Origin of the sequence: Duganella vulcania (genome assembly GCF_009857655.1) — a bacterium.
GTDB lineage: Bacteria > Pseudomonadota > Gammaproteobacteria > Burkholderiales > Burkholderiaceae_D > Rugamonas > Rugamonas vulcania.
The window spans coordinates 110031-133590 of the sequence record NZ_WWCX01000006.1 but is presented as its reverse complement, the minus strand read 5'-3'; the positions used below and the strand labels follow the sequence as shown (position 1 = coordinate 133590).

The 23560-nt window shown below is 63.1% G+C and carries 25 protein-coding genes and 1 tRNA gene; 15 read left to right on the top strand and 11 right to left on the bottom strand.

All coding sequences use genetic code 11. From position 1 onward, the window contains the following. A partial coding sequence (locus GTP90_RS07280; protein WP_161082864.1) for an MFS transporter occupies window positions 1–844 on the bottom strand: 844 nt, incomplete at its 3' end. A gap of 70 nt (window positions 845–914) precedes the next feature. Between GTP90_RS07280 and GTP90_RS07275 the strand changes: the two genes are divergently transcribed. Further along, window positions 915–2084: a citrate synthase family protein gene (locus tag GTP90_RS07275; protein WP_161082863.1), complete on the top strand. Its 1170-nt coding sequence runs from the start codon at window positions 915–917 to the stop codon at window positions 2082–2084. Between the two features lie 87 nt (window positions 2085–2171). Further along, window positions 2172–2969 (top strand): substrate-binding periplasmic protein, encoded by a 798-nt coding sequence (locus GTP90_RS07270; RefSeq protein WP_161082862.1) that lies wholly within the window; start codon window positions 2172–2174, stop codon window positions 2967–2969. Between the two features lie 6 nt (window positions 2970–2975). Here GTP90_RS07270 and GTP90_RS07265 read toward each other — a convergent pair whose 3' ends face one another. Then, window positions 2976–3914 carry a LysR family transcriptional regulator gene (locus GTP90_RS07265; protein WP_254451766.1) on the bottom strand — a complete coding sequence of 313 codons (939 nt, stop codon included), beginning with the start codon at window positions 3912–3914 and terminating at the stop codon, window positions 2976–2978. Between the two features lie 62 nt (window positions 3915–3976). Between GTP90_RS07265 and GTP90_RS07260 the strand changes: the two genes are divergently transcribed. Beyond that, complete coding sequence (locus GTP90_RS07260; RefSeq protein WP_161082861.1) at window positions 3977–4873, top strand: NmrA family NAD(P)-binding protein; 897 nt, start codon at window positions 3977–3979, stop codon at window positions 4871–4873. 59 nt (window positions 4874–4932) lie between these two features. On the opposite strand, the gene GTP90_RS07255 is transcribed toward GTP90_RS07260, so the two are convergent. The 4 genes from GTP90_RS07255 to GTP90_RS07240 form a co-directional block, all read right to left on the bottom strand. After that, a tRNA-Lys gene (locus GTP90_RS07255) sits at window positions 4933–5008 on the bottom strand. 72 nt (window positions 5009–5080) lie between these two features. Further along, window positions 5081–6895, bottom strand: coding sequence for a type IV pilus assembly ATPase TfpB (gene tfpB / locus GTP90_RS07250; protein ID WP_161082860.1), 1815 nt, complete (start codon window positions 6893–6895; stop codon window positions 5081–5083). Between the two features lie 63 nt (window positions 6896–6958). Further along, window positions 6959–7735, bottom strand: coding sequence for a spermine/spermidine synthase domain-containing protein (locus GTP90_RS07245; RefSeq protein ID WP_161082859.1), 777 nt, complete (start codon window positions 7733–7735; stop codon window positions 6959–6961). 128 nt (window positions 7736–7863) lie between these two features. After that, a complete protein-coding gene (locus GTP90_RS07240) occupies window positions 7864–8388 on the bottom strand; it encodes a glycine zipper 2TM domain-containing protein (RefSeq protein WP_117011730.1) in 525 nt (174 codons plus the stop codon). A 459-nt stretch (window positions 8389–8847) separates the two neighbouring features. On the opposite strand from GTP90_RS07240, the gene GTP90_RS07235 reads away from it, so the two are divergent. The 6 genes from GTP90_RS07235 (at window position 8848) to GTP90_RS07210 (ending at window position 14645) form a co-directional block, all read left to right on the top strand. Beyond that, a complete protein-coding gene (locus GTP90_RS07235; RefSeq protein WP_161082858.1) occupies window positions 8848–9234 on the top strand; it encodes a barstar family protein in 387 nt (128 codons plus the stop codon). A gap of 124 nt (window positions 9235–9358) precedes the next feature. Continuing rightward, complete coding sequence (gene purN / locus GTP90_RS07230) at window positions 9359–9970, top strand: phosphoribosylglycinamide formyltransferase (protein ID WP_161082857.1); 612 nt, start codon at window positions 9359–9361, stop codon at window positions 9968–9970. A gap of 18 nt (window positions 9971–9988) precedes the next feature. Then, window positions 9989–11293: an RsmB/NOP family class I SAM-dependent RNA methyltransferase gene (locus GTP90_RS07225; protein ID WP_161082856.1), complete on the top strand. Its 1305-nt coding sequence runs from the start codon at window positions 9989–9991 to the stop codon at window positions 11291–11293. 85 nt (window positions 11294–11378) lie between these two features. After that, the gene (locus tag GTP90_RS07220) at window positions 11379–12758 is read left to right on the top strand and encodes a mechanosensitive ion channel family protein (RefSeq protein ID WP_161082855.1); all 1380 of its coding nucleotides are present in this window, start codon (window positions 11379–11381) and stop codon (window positions 12756–12758) included. 111 nt (window positions 12759–12869) lie between these two features. Continuing rightward, window positions 12870–14072 (top strand): DesA family fatty acid desaturase, encoded by a 1203-nt coding sequence (locus tag GTP90_RS07215; RefSeq protein WP_161082854.1) that lies wholly within the window; start codon window positions 12870–12872, stop codon window positions 14070–14072. 63 nt (window positions 14073–14135) lie between these two features. Next, window positions 14136–14645, top strand: coding sequence for a hypothetical protein (locus GTP90_RS07210; protein WP_161082853.1), 510 nt, complete (start codon window positions 14136–14138; stop codon window positions 14643–14645). A gap of 58 nt (window positions 14646–14703) precedes the next feature. Here GTP90_RS07210 and rpmG read toward each other — a convergent pair whose 3' ends face one another. From rpmG to GTP90_RS07190, 4 genes are all read right to left on the bottom strand, one after another. Then, window positions 14704–14871 carry a 50S ribosomal protein L33 gene (rpmG, locus tag GTP90_RS07205; protein WP_008451489.1) on the bottom strand — a complete coding sequence of 56 codons (168 nt, stop codon included), beginning with the start codon at window positions 14869–14871 and terminating at the stop codon, window positions 14704–14706. A gap of 13 nt (window positions 14872–14884) precedes the next feature. Next, window positions 14885–15121, bottom strand: coding sequence for a 50S ribosomal protein L28 (rpmB, locus tag GTP90_RS07200; protein ID WP_008451488.1), 237 nt, complete (start codon window positions 15119–15121; stop codon window positions 14885–14887). A gap of 161 nt (window positions 15122–15282) precedes the next feature. Continuing rightward, window positions 15283–15957, bottom strand: coding sequence for a RadC family protein (gene radC, locus GTP90_RS07195; RefSeq protein WP_161082852.1), 675 nt, complete (start codon window positions 15955–15957; stop codon window positions 15283–15285). 66 nt (window positions 15958–16023) lie between these two features. Next, the gene (locus GTP90_RS07190; RefSeq protein WP_161082851.1) at window positions 16024–17148 is read right to left on the bottom strand and encodes a heparan-alpha-glucosaminide N-acetyltransferase domain-containing protein; all 1125 of its coding nucleotides are present in this window, start codon (window positions 17146–17148) and stop codon (window positions 16024–16026) included. Between the two features lie 138 nt (window positions 17149–17286). On the opposite strand from GTP90_RS07190, the gene GTP90_RS07185 reads away from it, so the two are divergent. The 6 genes from GTP90_RS07185 to GTP90_RS07160 all read left to right on the top strand — a co-directional run bounded on the left by GTP90_RS07185 (window position 17287) and on the right by GTP90_RS07160 (window position 22652). Further along, window positions 17287–17742: an FKBP-type peptidyl-prolyl cis-trans isomerase gene (locus GTP90_RS07185; protein WP_161082850.1), complete on the top strand. Its 456-nt coding sequence runs from the start codon at window positions 17287–17289 to the stop codon at window positions 17740–17742. Between the two features lie 7 nt (window positions 17743–17749). Continuing rightward, window positions 17750–18712: a 4-hydroxy-3-methylbut-2-enyl diphosphate reductase gene (ispH, locus tag GTP90_RS07180; RefSeq protein WP_161082849.1), complete on the top strand. Its 963-nt coding sequence runs from the start codon at window positions 17750–17752 to the stop codon at window positions 18710–18712. 276 nt (window positions 18713–18988) lie between these two features. Next, the gene (locus GTP90_RS07175) at window positions 18989–19918 is read left to right on the top strand and encodes a branched-chain amino acid ABC transporter permease (RefSeq protein ID WP_161082848.1); all 930 of its coding nucleotides are present in this window, start codon (window positions 18989–18991) and stop codon (window positions 19916–19918) included. A gap of 12 nt (window positions 19919–19930) precedes the next feature. Next, on the top strand, window positions 19931–21148 hold the full coding sequence (locus GTP90_RS07170) for an ABC transporter permease subunit (RefSeq protein WP_161082847.1): 1218 nt from the start codon (window positions 19931–19933) through the stop codon (window positions 21146–21148). An 11-nt stretch (window positions 21149–21159) separates the two neighbouring features. After that, the gene (locus GTP90_RS07165; RefSeq protein WP_161082846.1) at window positions 21160–21930 is read left to right on the top strand and encodes an ABC transporter ATP-binding protein; all 771 of its coding nucleotides are present in this window, start codon (window positions 21160–21162) and stop codon (window positions 21928–21930) included. Further along, the gene (locus GTP90_RS07160) at window positions 21930–22652 is read left to right on the top strand and encodes an ABC transporter ATP-binding protein (RefSeq protein WP_161082845.1); all 723 of its coding nucleotides are present in this window, start codon (window positions 21930–21932) and stop codon (window positions 22650–22652) included. The genes GTP90_RS07165 and GTP90_RS07160 overlap by 1 nt, the downstream gene beginning before the upstream one ends. A gap of 101 nt (window positions 22653–22753) precedes the next feature. On the opposite strand, the gene GTP90_RS07155 is transcribed toward GTP90_RS07160, so the two are convergent. After that, complete coding sequence (locus GTP90_RS07155; RefSeq protein WP_116990480.1) at window positions 22754–23314, bottom strand: phasin family protein; 561 nt, start codon at window positions 23312–23314, stop codon at window positions 22754–22756. Window positions 23315–23560: the final 246 nt, after the last annotated feature.

The window sequence follows — 23560 nt, the reverse complement described above, 5'->3', positions numbered from 1 at the left end:
TCTGGCGCACGGCCGGCAGCACGACGGCCGCCGCCACCGCGCCCGCGCCCAGCGCGCCCATCAGCGAGCCATAGGTGCCGGCATTGGGATGCAGCAGCGGCAGCAGCGCGGCAAACGCCGCCGACACGAAGAAGATCCCCATCGCGTACATCAACAGCGAGCGGTAGCGCGGCGAGGCGCAGCTGATGCGCAGCGCGCTGGCCATGCCTTGGTGACTGGCCTCCGGCGTCGCGGCGCGCGGCGTTTCGGCCGGCCGCCATTGCCGGTATATCCACAGCAGCGCGCTGAAGGACACGGCGTTGAACAGGTACAGCGGCCCTGCGCCGGACAGCTGGAACAGCACACCGCCCAATGCCGGCCCGGCCAGCGCCGCCAGGTTGTAGCTCAGGTTGTTCAGGGTGGCGGCCGACTCGACCTCGTGCAGCGGCACCAGCGACGACATCGACGCCTGCCAGGCCGGCATCGTGAACGCCATGCCGGCGCCCATGACAAAGGTCAGCAGCAGCAGGGCCGGCACCGGCTGCCCGCCGCCGTAGGCCAGCAAGGCCATCGCGACGGCCGCCACCGCCATCACGGCGTTGCTGCGAAAGAGCAGCGTGGGCCGGTGCAGCGTATCGGCCAGCGCGCCGGCGGGCAGCGCGAACAGCAACATCGGCGCCCAGGTCGCGGTCTGCACCAGCGCCGTCAGCTGCGGCGATTGCGACAGCGAGGCGATCTGCCATGCCGCCGCGAAGGCCTGCATGCGGCTGCCCAGGTTGGACAGCAGGTTGGCCATCCACAGCTGGCGAAAGCGCGCATGGCGCAGCGGCTGGAAAATCGAAGCGGTGTGGGATGGCGGTGGCATGACGGCAGTCTAAAAGTGCGCCGGCGGCCGGGTCAATCTTGATTCCTGCAATCGACATTACAATACGCGGATGAGCAAAGACTTTTCCGCATCCGAGGCGGCGCGCATCCTGGGTGTCAGTCTCGCCACGCTGTACTCCTACGTCAGCCGGGGCATGCTGACGCCCAGCGGCGCCCAGGCCGACCGCAGCAAGCGTTATCCGCACGACGAGGTGTTGCGGCTGGCGGCGCGCAAGGCCGACGGCAAACGCGGAGGGCACAAGGTCGCCGCCGCGATGAACTGGGGCACGCCGGTGCTGGAGACGCGCATCTCCGGCATCGCCGGCGGCCGCCTGCATTATCGCGGCCACGACGTGCTGGCGCTGGCCGACGGCGCCACATTGGAGCATGTGGCCTGCCTGCTGTGGGATGACGGCGGCATCGACTACTTCGCCGCCGGCGCCGCGCACGCGCCATTCGCGGCAGGCGTAGTGGCCGCCATCGACAGCACGCAATCGATGCCACCGCTGGAAGCGGCCATGTGCATGCTGCCGGTGTGCGCGCAGTCGCTCTGCGCGCGCAACGACTTCGTTGCCGGCGCCGCGTTGATGCGCATGCTGGCCGCCTTGCTGCTGAAGCGCGCACCGTCTCCAGAGCCGCTGCACCTGCAAGTGGCGCAGGCATGGCAAGCCGACGCCGCGCAAACCGAATGGATACGCGCGGCGCTGGTGCTGCTGGCCGATCATGAATTGAACGCCTCGGCCTTCACCGTGCGCTGCGTCGCCTCGACTGGCGCGGGACAGGCGGCCACGCTCAGCGCCGGCTTGGCCGCCTTGTCCGGTCCCCAGCACGGTGCCGGCAGCACCATGATTCGCGCCATGCTGGAAACGGCGCTCGCCTCGGACAACATCGACGCCTGGTGCGATGGACGCGATCCCAGCGTGGTCGGGTTCTCGCATCCGCTGTACCCGCAAGGCGATCCACGCGGCGCCTGCCTGCTGGAGCGCATGTCGGCGTGGCCGCAAGCCGGCGCCGTGCTGGCGATCGGCGAGCGCGTCGCCACGCGCCTGGGCATGCCGGCCAACGCCGACTTCGCGCTGGCGGCCATGAGCGTGGTCTGCGGCTGGCCGCCGGCGGCCGGGGAAATCCTGTTCGCGCTGGCCCGTTCGGCCGGCTGGATCGCCCACGCCGCCGAGCAGATCGCCAGCGGCAGCATGATCCGCCCCCGTGCGCGCTATGTCGGCACCTATCAGGTGGAATAAATTTTTAGCCAGGCCGGGGAGTATGAATTTCGTTTTGCTTGGTGTAAGGTAATTGATTCCTACATCGTCCTTTTTTGGGGAGGCCCAATGTCACTTCAGCGTGCCCCACGGTTGCGAGTGCAACTGGGCGAATGGCGACGCTTTCCGGCCATGCTGGCAATCGCGCTCGCGCTGGGCGTGGATGCGCGCGCACAAGCATCGGCGATGCCGGAGGTGATTGTCGGCATGGGGCTGCCCAAGCCACCCTACATCATGGAATCGGGTACCGCGGGGCTCGATTACGACATTGCCAAGCAGGCCATGGCGGCCGGCGGCTACAAGATGGTTGGCCGCAGTTTGCCGCAGACGCGGGCACTGGCGATGCTGCGTGCCGGCCAGCTTGACGGCATGCTGTCGACGACGGAAGGAATCGGCGGCCAGGATTTTTTCACTGATCCTTACATTGTTTATCAAAACGTCGCGACCACGCTCACCAGCCGGCGCCTGGTGCTTCGGCAGATTGAGGACTTGTCCAACTATTCGGTGGTGGCATTCCAGAGCGCCAGCATGGTGCTAGGCGAGCGCTTTAGCCTGACCGTGAGCAGCCATCCGGATTACAGGGAAGTGCCATCGCAAATCACACAAAACAAGCTGCTCTTTACCGGAAGGGTCGATGTGGTGGTGGGGGATCGTTTGATTTTTCACTACTTCAGCAATAAGCTCGATCCGCAGATTGATGCCACCAAGGCGGTGACCTATCACAAGATCTTTCCGGAGAGCCCGCGCAAGGCGGTGTTTCGCGATGCGCGCGTGCGCGACGCCTTCAATGCTGGCCTGAAGATCATTCGCGCCAACGGTGCGTACGATGCGATCATGACCCAATACATAGGCACGGCGCGGCCCTGATTTCGATCATCGCCCGGCAGGTTGGCTGGCCACGACCTCGATGAGCTGTTGCCTCGCCCAGGCATGGGCGGGATCGCCGTGGAAGCGCTCGTGCCAGATCATGGCAGGCGACAAGGGCGCGACGCGCAGCGGCAAATCCAGGAGCGCGAGCGGCAGCCTCTCCGCAAGGCGGCGCGCCAAACGGCTGGGCAAGGTGAGGATCATGTCGCTGTCGGCCACCAGCATCGCACCTGCGAGAAAGTGCGGCACGCGCAGCGCGACATGGCGTGTGAGGCCCAGTGCCGAGAGGGCGACGTCAACCGCGCTCTCGCCCACGCCGGAAATGGTCACGGCGACGTGGCGCAGGGCCAGGTAACGCTCCAGACTGAGTCCGTCTTCCGCGCAGGGATGGCCGGTTCTCATCACGCACACAAGACTGTCGGTATAAAGGCCGCGTCGATAAAGACTCCCGGGGAGCGCGTCGAAAATTCCCAGCGCCAGGTCCGCCGTTCCCTGTTCGACCAGCCGCACATTGTCTCCTGCCGGCTGTGCGATATGGAGACTTAGCGCGGGCGCGTGGCGCTCGAAGCGTTCCATCAAACCGGCCAGGACCAGCAAGCTCAGATGATCGTGCGCGGCGATCGTGATCCGTCCCGACGCGGAGGCGGGATCGAAGACGGCGGGCGAGACGATACCTCGCGCATCGTCCAGCAACCGGGAGACGGGACCTGCCAGCGCCTCGCCGCGCGGCGTCAGTTCCAGCCCGAGCTTGCCGCGAACCAGCAGGCGATCGCCCAGCATGGTGCGCAACCGTCCCAGCGCGCGACTGGCGGCCGGTTGGCTCAAGCCCAGGCGCAGGCCCGCCTGGGTGACGCTGCGCTCGCGGACGAGCGCTTCGAACAGCTTTAACAGGTTGAGGTCGATCGTAGAGAAATCCACTTGATGCATATTCGCTATGTCTTTCATGTCATTGATGCATGTCGCGCAATCATGCACCCTTCGGGTTCGACTTTAAAGGAGATTTTTGCATGACTGCTTCCAACCCCCTTCCTTACGTTGTCTTCGGTGTGACCGGCCGTACCGGCGCCGCTGCCGCCGATGCGCTTTTGCGCGCCGGCCAATCCGTGCGCGTCGTGGTGCGCGACCCGGCCAAGGGCCGCTGCTGGGCCGAACGCGGCGCGGAGGTCGCGCTGGCCGATCTGACAGACCTGGCCTCGATGACCAGGGCGCTCACGCGGGTGCAGGGCGCCTACGTCGTCAGCCCCCAGCACTACAACCGCGAAGACCTGTTCGAGCTGGCCGACCTGATTGCCGGGACCACGGCGCGCGCGGCGGCCGCGGCGAACGTGCCCAAGCTGGTGGCGTTGTCCTCGGTGGGCGCCGACCGCGAAAGCGGAACGGGATGGATCGGGATGAACCGCATGTTCGAGCGGCGGCTGGCGGAAACAGGTATCGCCACGGTCTTCCTGCGCGCTGCCTACTTCATGGAGAACTGGATGCCGATGGTCGGACATGCGATGCGCACGGGCACGCTGCCGGCGTTCCTGGCGCCGGCGCAGCGCCGCCTGCCGATGGTGGCGACTGCGGACGTGGGCCGCGCGGCGGCGGCTTTGTTGCAGGAGGAATGGAAGGGAACCCGTATCGTCAATCTCGCGGGGCCGCAGGACTACGCGCCGAACGATGTCGCCGCCATCCTTTCGTCCATGCTGGACAAGCCGGTCGACGTGGCGGTGCTGCCGGAAGCGGAGTGGCCGCAGGCACTGGCGGGCGCTGGGTTCTCGGCCGCCGCGCTTGCCGGTTTCACCGAGATGACGCGCGGCCTCAATGGCGCGCATATCGGCATGGGGAGCGATTCCTCGGCGATCGGGCGGGCGGGGACGACGCCGCTGGAACACGTCATCAAGGGCTGGCAGCCGACCGAATAGACGCAAAAAAGGCCTACGCGCCGGAGCGGGTAAGCCTCAATTGCTGCTGCTGAATTCGGTGGTAGGCCGTGCGGGATTCGAACCTGCGACCAACGGATTAAAAGTCCGCTGCTCTACCAGCTGAGCTAACGACCCCCGAAAGAGGCCGTATTATATACAGCCTGCCGCAAACTGCAAAGGGTTTTGTGAAAACAATTTAGCTGCTTCTTATTTCATGCCCAGCGCCGCCGTCACCTTCAGCACTTCGTCGGCGGTGGTCACGCCCTCCTGCACCTTCATCGCGCCGGCGATGCGCAGCGGCTTCATGCCGTCGGCCACGCTCTGGCGGCGCAGCGCTTGGATGTCGGTTTCCTCGCGCACCATCTCGCTGAAGCCTTCCGTCACCGTCAGCAGCTCGTAGATGCCGGTGCGGCCGCGATAGCCGGTTTGCCGGCATTCGGGGCAGCCGACCGGGCGGTACACCGTGGCAGGCTTGGGCAAGTCCCAGGCGCCGCCGATGCTGTGCCAGATATCGTCGGTCAGTTCGCCGTCCGGCTTCTTGCACTCGCTGCACAGCGTGCGCACCAGGCGCTGCGCCATGATGCCGATCAGCGTCGCCTCCAGCAGGTAGTAGGGCACGCCCAGCTCCAGCAGCCGCATCACGGCCGACGGCGCGTCGTTGGTGTGCAGCGTCGACAGCACCAGGTGGCCCGTCAGCGCGGCCTGGATCGCCATCTCGGCGGTGGCCAGGTCGCGGATCTCGCCGACCATGATGATGTCCGGATCCTGCCGCATCAGCGCGCGCACGCCGTCGGCGAAGGACAGCTCGATCCCGGGTTGCACCTGCATCTGGTTGAAGGCAGGTTCCACCATCTCGATCGGGTCTTCCACCGTGCAGACGTTGACCTCCGGCGTGGCCAGCGCCTTGAGCGTGGTGTACAGCGTGGTGGTCTTGCCGGAGCCGGTCGGCCCGGTCACCAGGATGATGCCGTGCGGGCGCGCGGTCAGCGCGTCCCAGCGCTGGGCGTCGTCGGGCGGGAAGCCCAGTTCCGGCAGGGTCTTGACCACCACCTCGGGATCGAAGATGCGCATCACCAGTTTTTCGCCGAAGGCGGTCGGCAGCGTCGACAGGCGCAGTTCGATTTCCTGGCCGCCGGCGGTGCGGGTCTTGATGCGGCCGTCCTGCGGGCGGCGCTTCTCGATCACGTCCATGCGTCCCAGCAGCTTGATGCGCGCGGTCATCGCGATCATCACCACCGCCGGCACCTGGTACACCTGGTGCAGCACGCCGTCGATGCGGAAGCGGATCGCCGCCATGTCGCGCTTGGGCTCGAGGTGGATGTCCGAGGCGCGCTGCTCGAACGCGTACTGCCACAGCCAGTCGACGATGTTGATCACATGCTGGTCGTTGGCGTCGACCTGCTTGTTGGTCTTGCCCATCTCGACCAGCTGCTCGAAGTTGTTGCGCAGCGCCAGGTCGTTGGTGTTGGATTTGTTGGCCTTCTTGATCGACTTGGCTAGGCTGAAGAACTGCGTGATGTACTGCGCGATGTCGAGCGGGTTGGCGATCACGCGGCGTATCGTGCGGCGCGAGATCTTGGCGATCTCCGCCTCCCATTCGACCGCGTAGGGATCGGCGGTGGCCACCACCAGCGTGTCGCCGCTGATCTCCAGCGGCAGGATGTTGAAGCGCGCCGCGTAGCTGGCCGACATGACGTCGGCCACGCGGGTGAAGTCGATCTTCAGCGGGTCGATGCGGGTGAAGGCCAGGCCGGTGCGCGCGGCCAGCCATTCGCACAGCGCGTCCAGCGTGAGCAGCTTGTGCGGCGGCTGGGCCGACAGCAGCTTGCCATGCGCCACCGCGCACAGCGGGTGCATGGGGCCGACGGCGTTCTTCAGGATGCCCTGGCTGTGCGCGTACAGTTCCTTGACTTCGGCCTTGCGTATCATGCCGTCGGCCAGCAGCCAGGAGTAGATCTGTTGCAGATCGAGCGGACCCGCTTTGGCGGGCGGCGTGACGGTAGTTGCGGACGTTGCGGACATCGTGCCACTTTCAAAAGTTGGCAGCGGAACGGCCCGCCGCCGCATTACCTTCGCTTGCTTTGCTTACTTCACTGCCAGGCCCTTGACCCAGGTCTTGGCCGGCAGCTTGGTGTCGGCGGTGATCTGCGCCGCGCGCGCCGCCAGCGCCTCCAGGTCGATGGCGCGTTTGCGCTTGAAGGCGATCGCCACCACGTTACCATCATGTACCGGCGGCAGGCAAATGACTTGCTCGAACGCGAAATTCATCGCCTTGATGTTGCGCGCATAGCTCGGATGGTCGCCGAACAGGTTGACCGTCATGATGCCGTCGTCGGCCAGGCAGGCGTTGCAGGACTGGTAGAACTCGGCGCTGTCGAGCACCGGGCCGCGAGCGGTGGCGTCGTACAGGTCCACCTGCAGCACGTCCAGCAGGCCGGCGTTGGCTTCGTCGTTGACGTAGTCGAGCGCGTCCATTTCCACCACGCGCAGGCGCTCGTCGTTGTCGGGCAGCTTGAACATCGAGGCGCAGATCGTGATCACCGACGGATTGAGCTCGACGGCGGTGACGGCCGCCTCGGGGAAGGTGACGTAGCAGAACTTGGTCAGCGTAGCCGTGCCCAGGCCCAGCTGGGCGATCTGCGCCGGCTTGTCCAGCCACAGCATCCACGCCATCATCTGTTGCGCGTATTCCAGTTCCGGCCAGTTCGGCTTGCGGATGCGCATCGCGCCCTGCACCCATTCCGTGCCGAAGTGCAGGTAGCGCACGCCGTCCTGCTCCGACAGGGTCACCGGCGCATATTTGGGTTTGCGGGCCGGGCGGGAGGATTCTTCTTTTTCGATGGATTTTCGTTTGATCAACATGGGGTGGGGGCAAAAGCAGCGGGCGACAGGAGGTGAAGCCGCATTATCCCGCGATGCCTTACGGCAAAGCAAGCCTGAAAACGACACTGCCGGTCATCGGACCGGCAGTGCTGGGGAGAAGCGGGGGATTAACGCTGCATCGGCTCGACGACCACGCGCAGGCGCACGCGCTCGCCCGGATCGTAGGACATCACGCTGGTGTAGTTGCGGCCGCGATAGTCGTAGGTGACTTCATAGCCGGAGGTGCGCGATTCCCAGTGGTCGACGGTGCGGCACTGTTTCACTTGCTGTTCCTGCACGCCGCCGCTGTTGGGCGTGTTGGCGTTGTCGACGCGGTCGCCGACGACGGCGCCGGCGATGGCGCCCGCTGCGGTCGCGACCGAGCGGCCGGTGCCGCCGCCGACCTGGTTACCGGCCAGACCGCCGATCAGGCCGCCGATGATGGCGCCGCCGACGCCGCGCTGCGGCGCGGGTTGCTGGACCTGCACGTATTCGGTGCGGCACTCCTGGCGCGGACGGTTGATCTGCTCCACTTGCGGGGTCACGCGAACGACCCGGCCGAAATCTTCGAAATCGGCAGCTTGAGCTTGAGCGGCGAAGGGCAGGGCGCCTACGCACAGTACGGATGCGATCAGTTTGGCTTGCAAGTTCATTTGGTACCTCGTTTCAGTTGGGATGTCTGGGGTTGGCATGTCAGGGATTCTGATATGGCATGGTAGGTATGGTAATCCCGCCGCCAGGCCATAACTAGTGCTAATCAAGTATCTGTGGCAACAAATTGTAACAGCGATCACAAATGGCCGTGCTGCGGCCCGGAGGGGGAAATGTGCCGATTTGACCCCTAAAACCCCGATAAAATGTTCTGTTTTTAACAAATATTGCGTGAGCCATCACATTCGTATTGATCTGGGAGGAACAACACGTTACCCTAATATGCGTATGGGATTCGAGAAACATATTGAATCAGCCATGGCGAACGCAGACCAGTTTGCCGTGTAAAGTGGACAGGTGCTCAAATTATTTACTCTTTAATTCACAAAATAGGCACGCTCGACAATAAAGTGGACACACCGTACATACCAGGTCAGATTGAGGGAAACACGAGTTTGCTAATGACCGTGCCGCCCAACCTCGTGCAATCGATCCGCGCCTTCCGCGTGGTGGAACTGCAGGAAGAAGCGGCCCGCCTCGGACATCACTTCCTGTACGCGCACTGCATCGCGGGCGCGACCAAGCAGCAAGTCCTGGGCATCATTGCCGAGTCGTTCCTGTTCCCAAAGGGTATAGGCAAGAATTTCGATGGTTTGCGGACAACATTGACCGAAACCATGGCCGGCGCCGGCACCCAGGAGGGTTTCCTGGTGGTGCTGGAGCAACTGCCCAATACCCAGAAATTTGACAAGGAAGCACGGGAAACCCTGCTGGATGTTTTCCGCGACGCTGCCGATTACTGGGCCGACAAGAAAGTCCCGTTCCGGGTATTTTACTCCTTCGAGTAAGCCCGCACTCCCTCCCGCGCCAGCGTAGGAGCGGGCGCGCTGCGCCCCGGGCTGCCCTGCTGCATTGCAACAAATCTTGTTCAGTTGTAGTCCCGACTGCCTGAACAAGGTACAATGTCGGCCTATGAAAAACATCGTCATCCTGATTTCCGGTCGCGGCAGCAATATGGAAGCGGTGGTCCGCGCGGCGCAGGCCGAGCGCTGGCCCGCCCGGATTGCCGCCGTCATCAGCAACCGCGCCGACGCCTCCGGGCTGGCGTTCGCTGCCGAACACGGGATTCCGACGGCCGTTGTGGCCAACAAGGATTACGCCAGCCGCGCCGAGTTCGACGCCGCCCTGCAAACCGTGATCGACGGCTTCCAGCCCGATCTGGTGGTGCTGGCCGGCTTCATGCGGATCTTGACGGAGCAGTTTGTCGCGCATTACGCCGGCCGCATGCTCAACATCCATCCTTCGCTGTTGCCGCTGTTCCCCGGCCTGGCGACCCACGCGCAGGCGCTGGCCGCCGGCGTGGCCGAGCATGGGGCGACGGTGCATTTCGTGACGGCCGAACTCGATCACGGGCCGATGGTGGCGCAAGCCGCCGTGCCCGTGTTGCCCGACGATACGGTCGAAACCCTGTCCGCCCGCGTGCTGCAGCAGGAGCATGTGATTTATCCGCGGGCGATACGCTGGTTTGTCGAAGGCAGGTTGACGATAGCGCAGGGCGCGGTCCACGTGGACCACACACAGTAAAACTAACCAAGGATTTCCATGAGATTGCCACCAGCGATACTCGCCAACGCCGAAGAAGTGTTGCGCGAGATTTTGCGCTTTGCCGCGCCGGCCGACACCACCCTGTCGCGCTATTTCAAAGACCACCATCGCCTGGGCGGCCGTGAGCGCGGCGCCATCGCCGAGTGCATCTACAACGTGCTGCGCAACAAATCGTTTTATACCGATTTCTCCGAAGCGGGTGGCGGCGCCACCATGCGCCGCCTGACCCTGCTGGGCATGGCGGACGCGGTCGGCGTCGAGTCGCTGGGCGGGCTGACCGAGGACGAGGTGTCCTGGGTCGAGCGCATCCTGCAGATCGACCGCAAGGTGATGCACAAGTCGAGCCGCTCGAACATGCCGAAGTGGCTGTTCGACAAGCTGGTCGAGCAGATGGGCGAGGAAGAAACGCTGGCGCTGGCCGACGGCATGAATTCGCCGGCGCCGCTGGACCTGCGCGTGAACGCCATGAAGGCGACCCGCGAGGACGTGGCGGCCAAGCTGCTGGAAGCGCCGATCCGCAGCACGCCGACGCCGTTCGCGCCGCTGGGCCTGCGCGTGCTGCAAAAGCCTGCGCTGCAGAACCTGCCGCTGTTCAAGGAAGGCCATATCGAGGTGCAGGACGAGGGCAGCCAGATCCTGTCGGCCATCGTCGGCGCCAAGCGCGGCGAGATGGTGGTGGACTTCTGCGCCGGCGCCGGCGGCAAGACGCTGGCGCTGGGTGCGACCATGCGCAACACCGGCCGCCTGTACGCCTTCGACGTGTCGGAGAAGCGTTTGGCCAAGCTCAAGCCGCGCCTGGCGCGCAGCGGCCTGTCCAATGTGCATCCGGTGCAGATCGCGCATGAGCGCGACGCCAAGATCAAGCGCCTGGCCGGCAAGATCGACCGCGTGCTGGTCGACGCGCCGTGCTCGGGCCTGGGCACCCTGCGCCGCAATCCGGACGTCAAGTGGCGCCAGCAGCCGAGCGCGATCGGCGAACTGCAGGTCAAGCAGGCCGCCATCCTGGACGGCGCGGCCCGCCTGCTCAAGGGCGGCGGCCGCCTGGTGTACGCCACCTGCAGCTTCCTGGACGACGAGAACGACTTCATCGCCAAGCAGTTCCTGGATACCCATCCGGACTTCGAACTGGTGCCGATGAACAAGGTGCTGGCCGAACAGCGCATCGAGCTGGAGATGGGCGACTACCTGAAGCTGCTGCCGCACAAGCACCAGACCGACGGCTTCTTTGCCGCCGTGTTCGAGCGCAAGCCGATGGCCAAGAAGGCCGTCGTCAAGGATGAAGAGGAAGCCGCCGACGAGTAAGCGGCTGCACGACTCATCGCAAAAGGCCGGGGTTCCGGCCTTTTTTACGTTAATCTACTCACCTTTGCCATCACGCCCAGCACTTATGACCCAGCAACAAACTCTGCTCAATCTGATCGACGACTTTACCGGCGACCTGCAGGACCCAGGCAGGCTCTGGCAACTTGCCGCCATCCTCGGCTCGGTGGTCCTGGGCTGGGGGCTGGCGCGGCTGCTGAAGAGGCGCTTCGGCCGTCAGGAAACGCATACCGGCGTGCTGGGCTTCGGCGTCGAGAGTTTCGGCCGCGTGATGGCGCCGCTGGCCGTGGTCTGCCTGCTGGCCCTGTCGCGGCTGGTGCTCGTCAAATATCATTTCCACGTCAACATGCTCAAGCTGGCCTTGCCGATCTTCGGCTCGCTGGCCGTGATCCGTTTCGCGGTCTACCTGCTGCGGCGCGTGTTTGCGCGGCATGGCCAGGTCAGCGCCAACATGCTGGCCTTCGAGAAGGTGTTCCAGCTGTTGGTGTGGTTGGCGTTCGTGCTGTACATCACCGGATTCGGCGACGATGTGCTGGCCTACCTGGAAAGCATTGTCCTGCCGATCGGCAAATACAAGGTGTCGGTGGCCGATATCCTGCAGGCGACCGTCTCGGTGATCGTGCTGCTGATGCTGGCGCTGTGGGCCGGCGCCGCGCTGGAAGAACAGCTGATGAAGGTGCAGGGCATGCACACCAATCTGCGCGTGGTGGTGTCGCGCACGGCGCGTGCGCTGCTGATCCTGGTGGCGGTGCTGATGAGCTTGTCGCTGGTGGGCATCGACCTGACCGTGCTGTCGGTGTTTGGCGGCGCGCTCGGCGTCGGGCTGGGCTTGGGCTTGCAGAAGATCGCCAGCAACTATGTGTCCGGCTTTGTTATTTTGCTGGACCGTAGCCTGACCATTGGCGACATGATCACGGTCGATAAATACAGCGGTCGCGTGACGCAAATCAACACCCGCTACACCGTGCTGCAAGGCCTGGACGGCGTGGAATCCATCGTGCCGAACGAGATGCTGGTGTCGGGCGCGGTGCAGAACTCTTCGCTGTCGAGCAGCATGTTGTGGATTTCAACCGAGGTCTCGGTGGCCTACGATACCGATGTCGACCGGGTACTCAAACTGCTGGAAGAGGCCGCGCTGACGGTAAACCGCGTGCTGAAGGAAGGCAACCTGCCATCGGCGCAGCTGCTGAAGTTTGGTGCGGACGGGCTGGACCTGCGGCTGGGCTTCTGGATCAACGACCCCCAGAACGGCCGTGGCGGCGTGATCTCGGACGTCAACCGCGCGATCTGGCGCGCGCTCAAGGAGAACAATATCTCCGTCCCATTCCCGCAACGGGAGATGCGCATACTTGGCCCTGTGCCGGAGCAATTTGCCGCGCCGGAAAGCACGACCGTGCCGAAGAAAACGGCAGTGACTGACGGAAATCCTTCCGCAAATCACGTTTAATTCAGCGTACAATGAAGCCCAAGAGTAATACTGACGGACTTCCTGCGCCTGTTGGAAACGCAATATTGTCGGAACGACCGTAGAGCGAGACACGCCCACTTTGGAGTAGTAATGATTTTTAGTTTATACGATGTACTGGATTTTTTGGCCAACGGCGTCACCCGACTCACCGCATGGCAAGTATTTTTCTATACGCTGGTGGTCACGCACATCACCATCGCCAGCGTCACCATTTACCTGCACCGCCACCAGGCGCACCGCGCGCTGGAGCTGCACGCCATTCCGAGCCATTTCTTCCGCTTCTGGCTGTGGCTGACCACCGGCCAGGTGACCAAGGAATGGGCGGCGATCCACCGCAAGCACCACGCCAAATGCGATACCGAGGAAGATCCGCACAGCCCGGTTACCCGCGGCATCAAGAAAGTTTTCTGGCAAGGCGCCGAGCTGTATCGCGCTGAATCGAAGAACCTGGAAACCATGGAGAAGTATGGCCATGGCACGCCGACCGACTGGATCGAGCGCAACCTGTACACCCGCTTCAGCTGGCAAGGTGTGGCTGCGCTGCTGGTGATCAACGTCATCCTGTTCGGCGTGATCGGCATCACCGTGTGGGCCGTGCAGATGATGTGGATTCCTGTGACGGCGGCCGGCATCATCAACGGCATCGGCCACTACTGGGGCTACCGCAACTACGATTGTTCCGACGCCGCGACCAACATCATTCCGCTCGGCATCCTGATCGGCGGCGAAGAGTTGCACAACAACCACCACACCTTCGCCACCTCGGCCAAGCTGTCGTCGAAGTGGTATGAGTTCGACATCGGCTGGGGCTATATCCGCGCGCTGGAAATGATGGGCCTGGCCAAGGTCAAGAAACGCGCGCCGGAGCCGAAGTTCGCCAAAGGCAAGGTGGAAGCCGACTTCGACACGCTGCAATCGGTGATCGCCAACCGCTATGACGTGATGGCCAAGTACGCCAAGTCGGTCAAGCATGCGTGGAAAGAAGAGTTCGAGCACCTGAAGGACAAGGCCCAGCTGGAGGCACGTTTCCTGAAGTCGTCGCGCAAGCTGCTGCAGCGCGAGCCGGGCAAGCTGGAAGCGCCGCAGCAGCAACAGCTGGTGGAACTGTTCCAGCACAGCAAGGCGCTGGAAACCATGCACAATATGCGCGTGGAACTGGGCGTGATCTGGGAGCGTTCGCACTTCACCCGCGACCAGCTGCTGCACAAGCTGCAAGACTGGTGCAACCGCGCGGAAGCGTCGGGCATCAAGTCGCTGCAAGACTTCTCGCTCCGCCTGCGCAGCTACGCATAAGAAAGTATTGATACAATTGAACGGCCCCGAATCTTCGGGGCCGTTTTTCATTCAAGGAGCAATATGCGATTGCGAACTTATCTGGCGGCCCTGATGCTGACCTTGCCGCTGTGCGGCGCGCATGCCGCCGACTGGACCGTGCGCTTTGACGGCGCCGGGCCGCTGAAAATCGGCATGCGTTTCGATGCCGTCAATAAAGTGCTGGGCGATCACATGGAACGCACGCCGAAGGAGCTACGCGGCTCACCGAATTGCTTCCAGCTAGAGCCGGCGCGCCAGCCTGGTTTGTTGCTGATGTTTGTCGGCGACGTGTTGAAGCGGGTGGACGTGATGGAGGAGGGCATCTCAACCGAGCGGGGCATCGGCCTGGGCGACCCGGTGGAAAAGATACGGCAAGTCTACGGCGAGGCGGTAACGTCGGCGCCACAGGCCTACGACGACAGCGAGCAGACCCTGACCGTCAAGGCTGGCGGCGGGCAGTATGCGATCCGTTTCGACACCAGCAAGGGCAAGGTCGGCGCGATCTACGCCGGTGCCTGGAAGGAAGTGCAGTACATCGAAGGCTGCCTGTAAAAGAAAAAAGCCGCTGAGCTGATGCTGAGCGGCTTTTTTGCGAGAAGCGAAGATCGGATTACTTGATCTTGGTTTCTTTGAACATGACGTGCTTGCGAGCTTTAGGATCGAACTTCATGATCTCCATTTTAGCTGGCGTAGTACGCTTGTTCTTGGTGGTGGTGTAGAAGAAACCCGTACCTGCGGTCGATTCCAGTTTGATTTTGTCGCGGCCAGTTTTTGCCATGGTAGCTCCCTAATTAGACTTTTTCGCCACGGGCGCGCATGTCGGCCAGTACGGCATCGATGCCGACTTTGTCGATTACGCGCAGACCAGCGTTGGACAGACGCAGGGAGACCCAGCGGTTTTCAGATTCAACAAAAATACGACGGTTCTGCAGGTTAGGCAGGAAACGACGTTTGGTTTTGTTGTTTGCGTGGGAAACATTGTTGCCGACCATCGGCTTCTTCCCAGTAACTTGGCAAACACGTGCCATAACGCACTCCTTAAAAGACATTCCACAATTGGAAAAACAAGAGTATATCCAAAAAACTCAGCTTTTTCAATGACTTGTGAAAAACAATTGTGTCTTGAATATCTGAAAAAATTTAACAATTGTGAATCCGCTCGTAAACCCTTGAGCCCATAGGGGTAAACTCATAGCTGGCCGTGCTCGGCAAACGAGTGAACCTGGTGGCCGGCCACCACAAAATGGTCGAGGATGCGGATATCCACCAGCGCCATGGCCTGCACCAGCGCCCGCGTCAGCAGCAGGTCCGATTCGCTGGGGTCGGGCGTGCCTGAGGGGTGGTTGTGCGCCAGCATGATGCTGGCCGCGTTGCACGCCAGCGCCGCCTTCACCACTTCCCTAGGATAGACACTGGTATGCGTCAGGGTGCCCCGAAACATTTCACGGACTTCGATCAGGCGGTTCTTCACGTCCAGGAACAGGACGTGGAAGGATTCGCAGGCATGGCCGCGGAACAGGATGCGCAGGTATTCCTTGACCGCCTTGGGCGAGCCCAGCGCCTGTCCGCTCTTGATTTCCTCCAGCATGGCGCGCCGCGCCAGTTCCATCACTGCCTGCAACTGGGCGAACTTGGCCGGGCCGAGGCCGTTGATGGCGGAAAATTCCCGCAGGCTGGCCCCGAACAATCCTTGCAGTGAGCCAAAATGGTGCACCATCTCCTGTCCCAGTTGCACCGCATCCTTGCCGGGCACGCCGATGCGCAGGAAGATGGCCAGCAACTCGGCATCCGTCAGCGCGGTGGCGCCTTCGCGTATCAGGCGCTCGCGCGGGCGGCGCTCCAACGGCCAGTCCAGGATGGGCATGGGGGTCTCCGGTAATCGTTCTGCAGTCGATTATCGGCGCGCCGGCGCGGGCGGTACTAACCCTGCTCAAAGGCGCAGGAAAAGCTTCTTCCGGTAGAGCGTCAGCAGCAGCGTGCCCAGCACCACCACCAGCCCGGCGGAGTAGGTGACCGAGGCGATGCGGGCGTCCGCGATCAGCCCGCCCAAGCCGCGCGCGAGGCTGTCATGCCAGGATTGCCCGGCGTTCAGCGGCAATTGCAGCACGCAGTCAAGCAGGCTGATGGCGACAAAGGCCAGCGTGGCGTTGGCGCCGAACGCCAGGATGACGCTGGCGCCGGCTGTCGCGTGCCGCAGCAGCACCAGCGCCAGCAGCGAAAAGCCCGAGGACAGCAGGGCGAAGCTCGGCGTCCAGATCTTCTTGACCACGGGCAGCAAGGGGCCCAGCGCGAAGCCGGCCACCAGCAGCACCACGGCGGCCAACGCCAGCCGGAGCCAGGCATCGCCGCCACGGTGCAGCACCAGTCCCGCCGCCAGCCCGGCCAGCACGTTGACCAGCGCGCCCGCGGTCGACAGCAGGCCCTCGGGCTCGTACGTGACCTGGCCGTTGGTCAGGCCGTAGGGCCACAGGTGATTGATGCCGAGCACGGCGCGGTCGATCACCGCCGGCAGCGAGTGGACGGAGTCAAAGCAGGCGCGGCCGCAACCGGGCGCGTCCCAGGCCAGCAACAGGGCGCCGTAGGCCGCCGCCACGGCCGCGGCGGCCACCAGCACTGGGCGCAGCGGCAGCTGGAAGCCGTCCGCCGTGCGCCGGCCCAGCGCCAGGGCCAGCGCGCCGGCGGCCAGGTAGCAGATGCCGATGCGTTGCAGGATGCCCATCAGCCGCACGTGCGCGAAGTCAAACGAGGGCAGCAGGTTCAGCGCCAGTCCGAGCAGGAACAGCGCGGCCGAGCGCCGCGCCAGGTAGGCCAGCACTTCGGCGGCGGGGCGGCCACCGGCGCGCTTGAGCAGCGAATAGGGCATGGCCGCGCCCACGCAGAACAGGAAACTGGGGAAGATCATGTCGGCCAGCGCGAAGCCTTGCCAGTCGGCGTGGGTCAGCACGCGGAAGCGGTGGTCCCAGTCGCCGGCGTAGGCGACCAATATCATGCCGATGACGGCCAGTCCACGCAGCATATCAATAGCGGCAACCCGCTGACGGGGCTGTATTTCCATGATCTTCCTTTCGGTGGCCGGAAAACGTTACGAATATGCCGATGAAAACGTTTTCAGTCAATCCTTTGCGCACTTGGCGGGCGCCGGCGGCAAGGTGGCTTACAATAGCGGTTTTGCCAGCTCAACGAATCTCACGTCATGTCTAACGCGCAACCTGCCGTCGTCACCCAGTCGGCCTATCTCACCCTTCACTACCGCCTGGCCTCGCTGGACGGCACCGATATCGTCACCACTTTCAACGGCAACCCCGCCACGCTGATGCTGGGCCAGGGCCAGCTGGCGCCGGTGCTGGAGGAACTGTTGATCGGTCTGCCCGAAGGCACGCACAAGACCTTCGACCTGGAGCCGGGCGTCGGCTTCGGCCCGCGCAATCCGGAACTGGTGCGCGAAGTCACCCGCGCCACGCTGGACGAGAACTCCATGCCGGGCGCCGACTATAAAGTGGGCGACCTGGTCGACTTCGCCGCGCCGGGCGGCGGCCGCTTCGCCGGCATCCTGCGGGAGCTGGGCGACGAAACCTGCCTGTTCGACTTCAACCACCCGCTGGCCGGCCAGCCGCTGAAATTCGAAGTCCAACTCATTTCCGTGCTGTGAGGAAGTCATGAGCGATAAAGAAATCCTGTTGGCCCAGCCGCGCGGCTTTTGCGCCGGCGTCGACCGCGCCATTGAAATCGTCGAGCGCGCGCTGACCCAGTTCGGCGCGCCCATCTATGTGCGCCACGAGATCGTGCACAACGCCTACGTGGTGGAAGACCTGCGCAGCAAGGGCGCCATCTTCATCGAGGACCTGGACGACGTCCCGGCCGGCAATACGCTGGTGTTCTCGGCGCACGGCGTGTCCAAGGCGGTGCGGGCGGAAGCGGAATCGCGCGGCCTGAGCATCTTTGACGCGACCTGCCCGCTGGTGACCAAGGTGCATGTGGAAGTGGCCAAGATGCGCAAGCAGGGTTGCGAGATCATCATGATCGGCCACGACGGCCACCCGGAAGTCGAAGGCACGATGGGCCAGACGGAAGAGGGCATGTACCTGGTCGAGACGGTGGCCGACGTGGCCAAGCTGAACGTCACCAAGCCCGAGCAACTGGCGTATGTTTCCCAGACCACGTTGTCGGTGGACGACACCGCCGACATCATCGAGGCGCTGAAGCGCAAGTATCCGGCGATCATCGAGCCGAAGAAGGGCGATATCTGCTACGCCACCACCAACCGCCAGGAAGCGGTGAAGTTCATGGCGCCGCAAGTGGAGCTGTTGATCGTGGTCGGCAGCCCGAACAGTTCCAATTCCAACCGCCTGCGCGAAGTGGCGGAAAAGAAGGGCACGCCCGCCTACATGGTCGACAACGCCACGCAGATCGATCCGCTCTGGCTGGAAGGCAAGGTGCGCGTGGGGGTCACCGCTGGTGCATCGGCGCCCGAGGTGTTGGTGCAAGCGGTCATCGATCGCCTGAAGGAATTGGGCGCGCGCAGCGTGCGCACGCTCGACGGCGTGCAGGAAGCCGTCACTTTCCCGTTGCCCAAGGGCCTGGACGGACAAAAAGCCATACCAGGCGGGAGCGCGGTTTAACCAGTTTCTGGATGAAACGGAATTTAATTCCGCGTTTTCCCGTTATTCCGCAGTTAGTTTTTCCGAAATCTCGTTATCATTGCCTCGCTCTCAAAAAGTTGTCGTTTCGGCTTATAAATGCGAGGGCGGTACGCAGGAGACGAATATCGGTTCAGGCACGGAATTTGCATCGTGAACGCGTAGTCAACGGCGGCACTACGGAGACTTTACTCCGGGTGCCGTTTTTGTTACTTGAACCGGTTGTGCAGGCAAAACTAAAAAGTAAAGGCACTCTTCATGGATACTTTTATCCAACAAATTATTAACGGACTGGTGCTTGGCAGCATGTACGCCCTGGTCGCGCTGGGCTACACCATGGTGTACGGTGTGTTGAACCTGATTAACTTCGCGCACGGCGACGTGCTGATGATCGGCGCCATGACCGGCCTGACCATCCTCAAATACCTCAACGAATACGCGCCGGACCTGCCGGGCTACGTCAAGCTGGCGATCGCCATCGCCGGCGCCATCCCGGTCTGCATGGCGGTCAATGTCCTGATCGAGCGCGTGGCCTACCGCCGGCTGCGCAACGCGCCGCGCCTGGCGCCGCTGATCACCGCCATCGGCGTCTCGATCCTGCTGCAAACCTTCGCCATGATGATCTGGGATCGCAATCCGCTGCCCTTCCCGCAACTGCTGTCGTCGGAGTCGGTCAAGGTGGGCGGCGCGCTGATTACGCAGACCCAGGTGTTGTTGCTGGCGCTGGCGGTGCTGTCGATGACCGGCCTGGTTTTGCTGGTGGAAAAAACCAAGATGGGCCGCGCCATGCGCGCCACGGCCGAAAACCCGCGCGTCGCCGGCCTGATGGGCGTCGACTCGAACAAGATCATCGTCGCCACGTTCGCGCTGGGCGCCGCGCTGGCGGCCCTGGCCGGCGTGATGTGGGGTGCCAACTATGCGTCGATCTCGTTCTCCATGGGCTTCGTGCCGGGCCTGAAGGCGTTCTCGGCCGCTGTGCTGGGGGGTATCGGCAATATCTACGGCGCGATGATAGGCGGTATCGTGCTGGGCCTCGTTGAAAGCCTGGGCGCCGGCTACATCGGCGAAATCACGGGCGGCTTCCTCGGCAGCCACTACCAAGACATCTTTGCCTTCGTCGTGCTGATCCTGGTGCTGACGGTGCGCCCGTCCGGCATCATGGGCGAGCGCGTCGCGGACCGCGCGTAAGAAAGGACTATCATGGCTATCTTGAATTTCGACCTTGCCCGCAATCCGCGCAAGACCTACGCCAGCCTGGCGGTACTGGTGATCGGCTTGCTGATCTTCCCGTTCCTGGCCGCGCCGTTCGGCAATTCCTGGGTACGCATTGTCGATGTTGCGCTGCTGTTCATCATGCTGGCGCTGGGCTTGAACATCGTGGTCGGCTTTGCCGGCCTGCTTGACCTGGGCTACATCGCGTTCTATGCGGTGGGGGCTTACATGACGGGCCTGCTGGCCTCGCCGCAGTTCGCGACCCTGCTGGAATCGATGATCAATGAATACCCGACCGTCGGCAACGCGCTGGTCGCCATCATGGGCCCGGATATCCAGCAGAACGGCATCCACCTGTCGGTCTGGGTGATCGTGCCGCTGGCCGCCGCGCTGGCCGGCCTGTTCGGCGCCATCCTCGGCGCCCCGACGTTGAAGCTGCGCGGCGACTACCTGGCCATCGTGACGCTGGGCTTCGGCGAGATCATCCGCATCTTCATGAACAACCTGAACGAGCCGATCAACTTTACCAACGGCCCGCAGGGGATCAACATGATCGACCCGATCCGGGTGTTCGGCGTCAACCTGGCGGGCGAGGCGGGTTCGCGCGCCAACGTGGTGATCGGCGGCTTTTCCATGCCGTCGGTGAACGCCTACTACTTCCTGTTCCTGTTCCTGTGCGTGGCGATCGTGTTCGTCACCACGCGCCTGCAGCACTCGCGCCTGGGCCGTGCCTGGGTCGCGATCCGCGAGGACGAGATCGCCGCCAAGGCGATGGGCATCAATACCCGCAATGTCAAGCTGCTGGCGTTCTCGATGGGCGCCTCGTTCGGCGGCATCGCCGGCGCGATGTTCGCGTCGTTCCAGGGTTTCGTCTCGCCGGAGTCGTTTTCGCTGACAGAGTCGATCGCCGTGCTGGCGATGGTGGTGCTGGGCGGTATCGGCCATATTCCCGGCGTGATCCTGGGCGGGGCCTTGCTGGCTGCGCTGCCGGAGGTGTTGCGCTACGTCGTCGAGCCGGTGCAGCAGCAACTGTTCGGCCACGTCTATATCGAGGCCGAGGTGATGCGTCAATTGCTGTACGGCCTGGCCCTGGTGCTGATGATGCTGATCCGCCCGGCCGGCCTGTGGCCCGCGCCCAAGCATGAGGACCGTCCCGACGGCGATTCCGACACCAAAGATCAATCGTCCGGCACCATGGCGGCCTGAGGAAAGCATACATGAGCGAACAAGTCATTCTCAACATCGCCGGCGTCAACAAGCGCTTCGGCGGCTTGCAGGCGCTGACCGATGTCGGCATCAAGATCATGAAGGGCCAGATCTATGGCCTGATCGGCCCGAACGGCGCCGGCAAGACCACCTTCTTCAACGTCATCACCGGCCTGTACCAGCCGGACACCGGCACCTTCGAGCTGGCCGGCAAGCCGTATTCGCCGTCCGCGCCGCATGAGGTGGCCAAGGCCGGCATCGCCCGCACCTTCCAGAACATCCGCCTGTTCGGCGAGATGACCGCGCTGGAAAACGTCATGGTCGGGCGCCACGTGCGCTCGCACCAGGGCGTGTTCGGCGCCGTGTTCCGCCACAAGGCGGCGCGCGAAGAGGAGGCGGCGATCCGCAAGCGTGCGCAGGAGTTGCTGGACTTCGTCGGCATCGGCCAGTTCGCCAGCCGCACGTCGCGGTTCCTGTCGTACGGCGACCAGCGCCGGCTGGAGATCGCCCGCGCGCTGGCCACCGATCCGCAACTGCTGGCGCTCGATGAACCGGCGGCCGGCATGAACGCCACCGAGAAGCTGGCGCTGCGCGAGCTGCTGGTCAAGATCAAGAACGAAGGCAAGACCGTGCTGCTGATCGAGCACGACGTCAAGATGATGATGGGCCTGTGCGACCGGCTGATGGTGCTGGAATACGGCAAGCCAATCGCCGAGGGGCTGCCGGCGGAAATACAAAGCAATCAGGCGGTTATCGACGCCTACCTGGGAGGATCGCACTAATGGGCGACAATGTTCTTAAAGTATCGGGACTGAAAGTCGCGTACGGCGGCATCAAGGCCGTCAAAGGCATCGATCTGGAAGTGAACAAGGGCGAGCTGGTCGCCTTGATCGGCGCCAACGGCGCCGGCAAGACCACCACCTTGAAAGCCATCACCGGCACGCTGCCGCCGTGCAAGGTCGAGGGCACGGTCACCTATCAGGGCGAATCGCTGAAGGGCAGCAAGTCCTTCCACTTGGTCGAGAAGAAGCTGGCCATGGTGCCGGAAGGGCGGGGCGTGTTCACCCGCATGTCGATCCACGAAAACCTGATGATGGGCGCCTATACCCGCGACGACAAGGCTGGCATCGATGCCGACATCGCCAAGTGGTTCGACGTGTTCCCGCGCCTGAAGGAGCGGGCGGCGCAGATGGCTGGCACGCTGTCGGGCGGCGAGCAGCAGATGCTGGCGATGGCGCGCGCGCTGATGTCACATCCCGAGCTGCTGCTGCTGGACGAGCCGTCGATGGGCCTGTCGCCGATCATGGTCGAGAAGATTTTCGAAGTGATCCGCAACGTCTCGAAAGAGGGCATCACGATCCTGCTGGTGGAGCAGAACGCCAAGCTGGCGCTGCAGGCCGCGCACCGCGGCTACGTCATGGATTCCGGCAACATCACCATGACCGGCAACGCCAAGGACATGCTGGACGACCCGCGCGTCAAAGCCGCCTACCTCGGCGAGTAATCGGGCGAAAAAAAACCGTGTAGCTTGCGACGATCTGGAGCGTCGCAGGCACACACGGTGTTTTGAAGAAACCGGCGCCCTACCGCGCCGGTATTCCTTGATTACTTCTTGGCTGGAGCAGCTTTCGCGGCAGCGGCGGTGAACTGGTTCACGGCCGAGGTCAGGTTCGATTCGATCGACTCGACAGCCTGCTTGGCGGTCTTGGCGAACTGCTCGTAACCGGCGTTGGCGTTGCCGATGGCCGATTTCAGGATGGCGACGGCGTTTTCCGAACCAGCTGGGGCGTTCTTGCTGACTTCTTCCACCAGCGAGATGACTTTGCGGTTGGTTTCAGCGATCTGGGTTTCAGCAGCTTTGCTGAATTCAGCGCCGGTGCTCGAAGCGATGGTCGCCAGGTGACGGCCGTAAGCGATGGTTTTTTCTGCGCTAGGCTGGGCTTGTGCCGAAGCCAGCGAGAAGAATTCTTGTGGATCTTTGGCCGACAGCAGTTGCTTGGTGGTGATCGACGACTCTTCCAGCGATGCCTTGGCGGCGGTCAGGTTCAGGTCAACGAACTTCTCCACGCCTTCGAAAGCCTTGTTGGTCAGGGCCGAGAAAATCGCGAATTGCGCTTCAAAGTTAGCTTTGGTCGCATTGGAAAATTGCTCAGGGATTGAAAACATTTAAATCTCCAGGAAAGTAGTCATTGATTAAGTACTGCTGTTTCTACAGCCGGTGAGAAACAGGCAATCCACGTTTCAGACCGAACAACAAATTGTGCAACGCAACAAACCCGATTTTACGGCCTTCAAAAATTAAGTCAAGCGATTTTTTGTGCGTTGCATCAAAGAACCGACTCTAGCCGGAAGAAAGCATTTCCCCAGGGAAAATGCCGCCTGGCCGGTGACGAAACCCCTGCCGTGATAGAC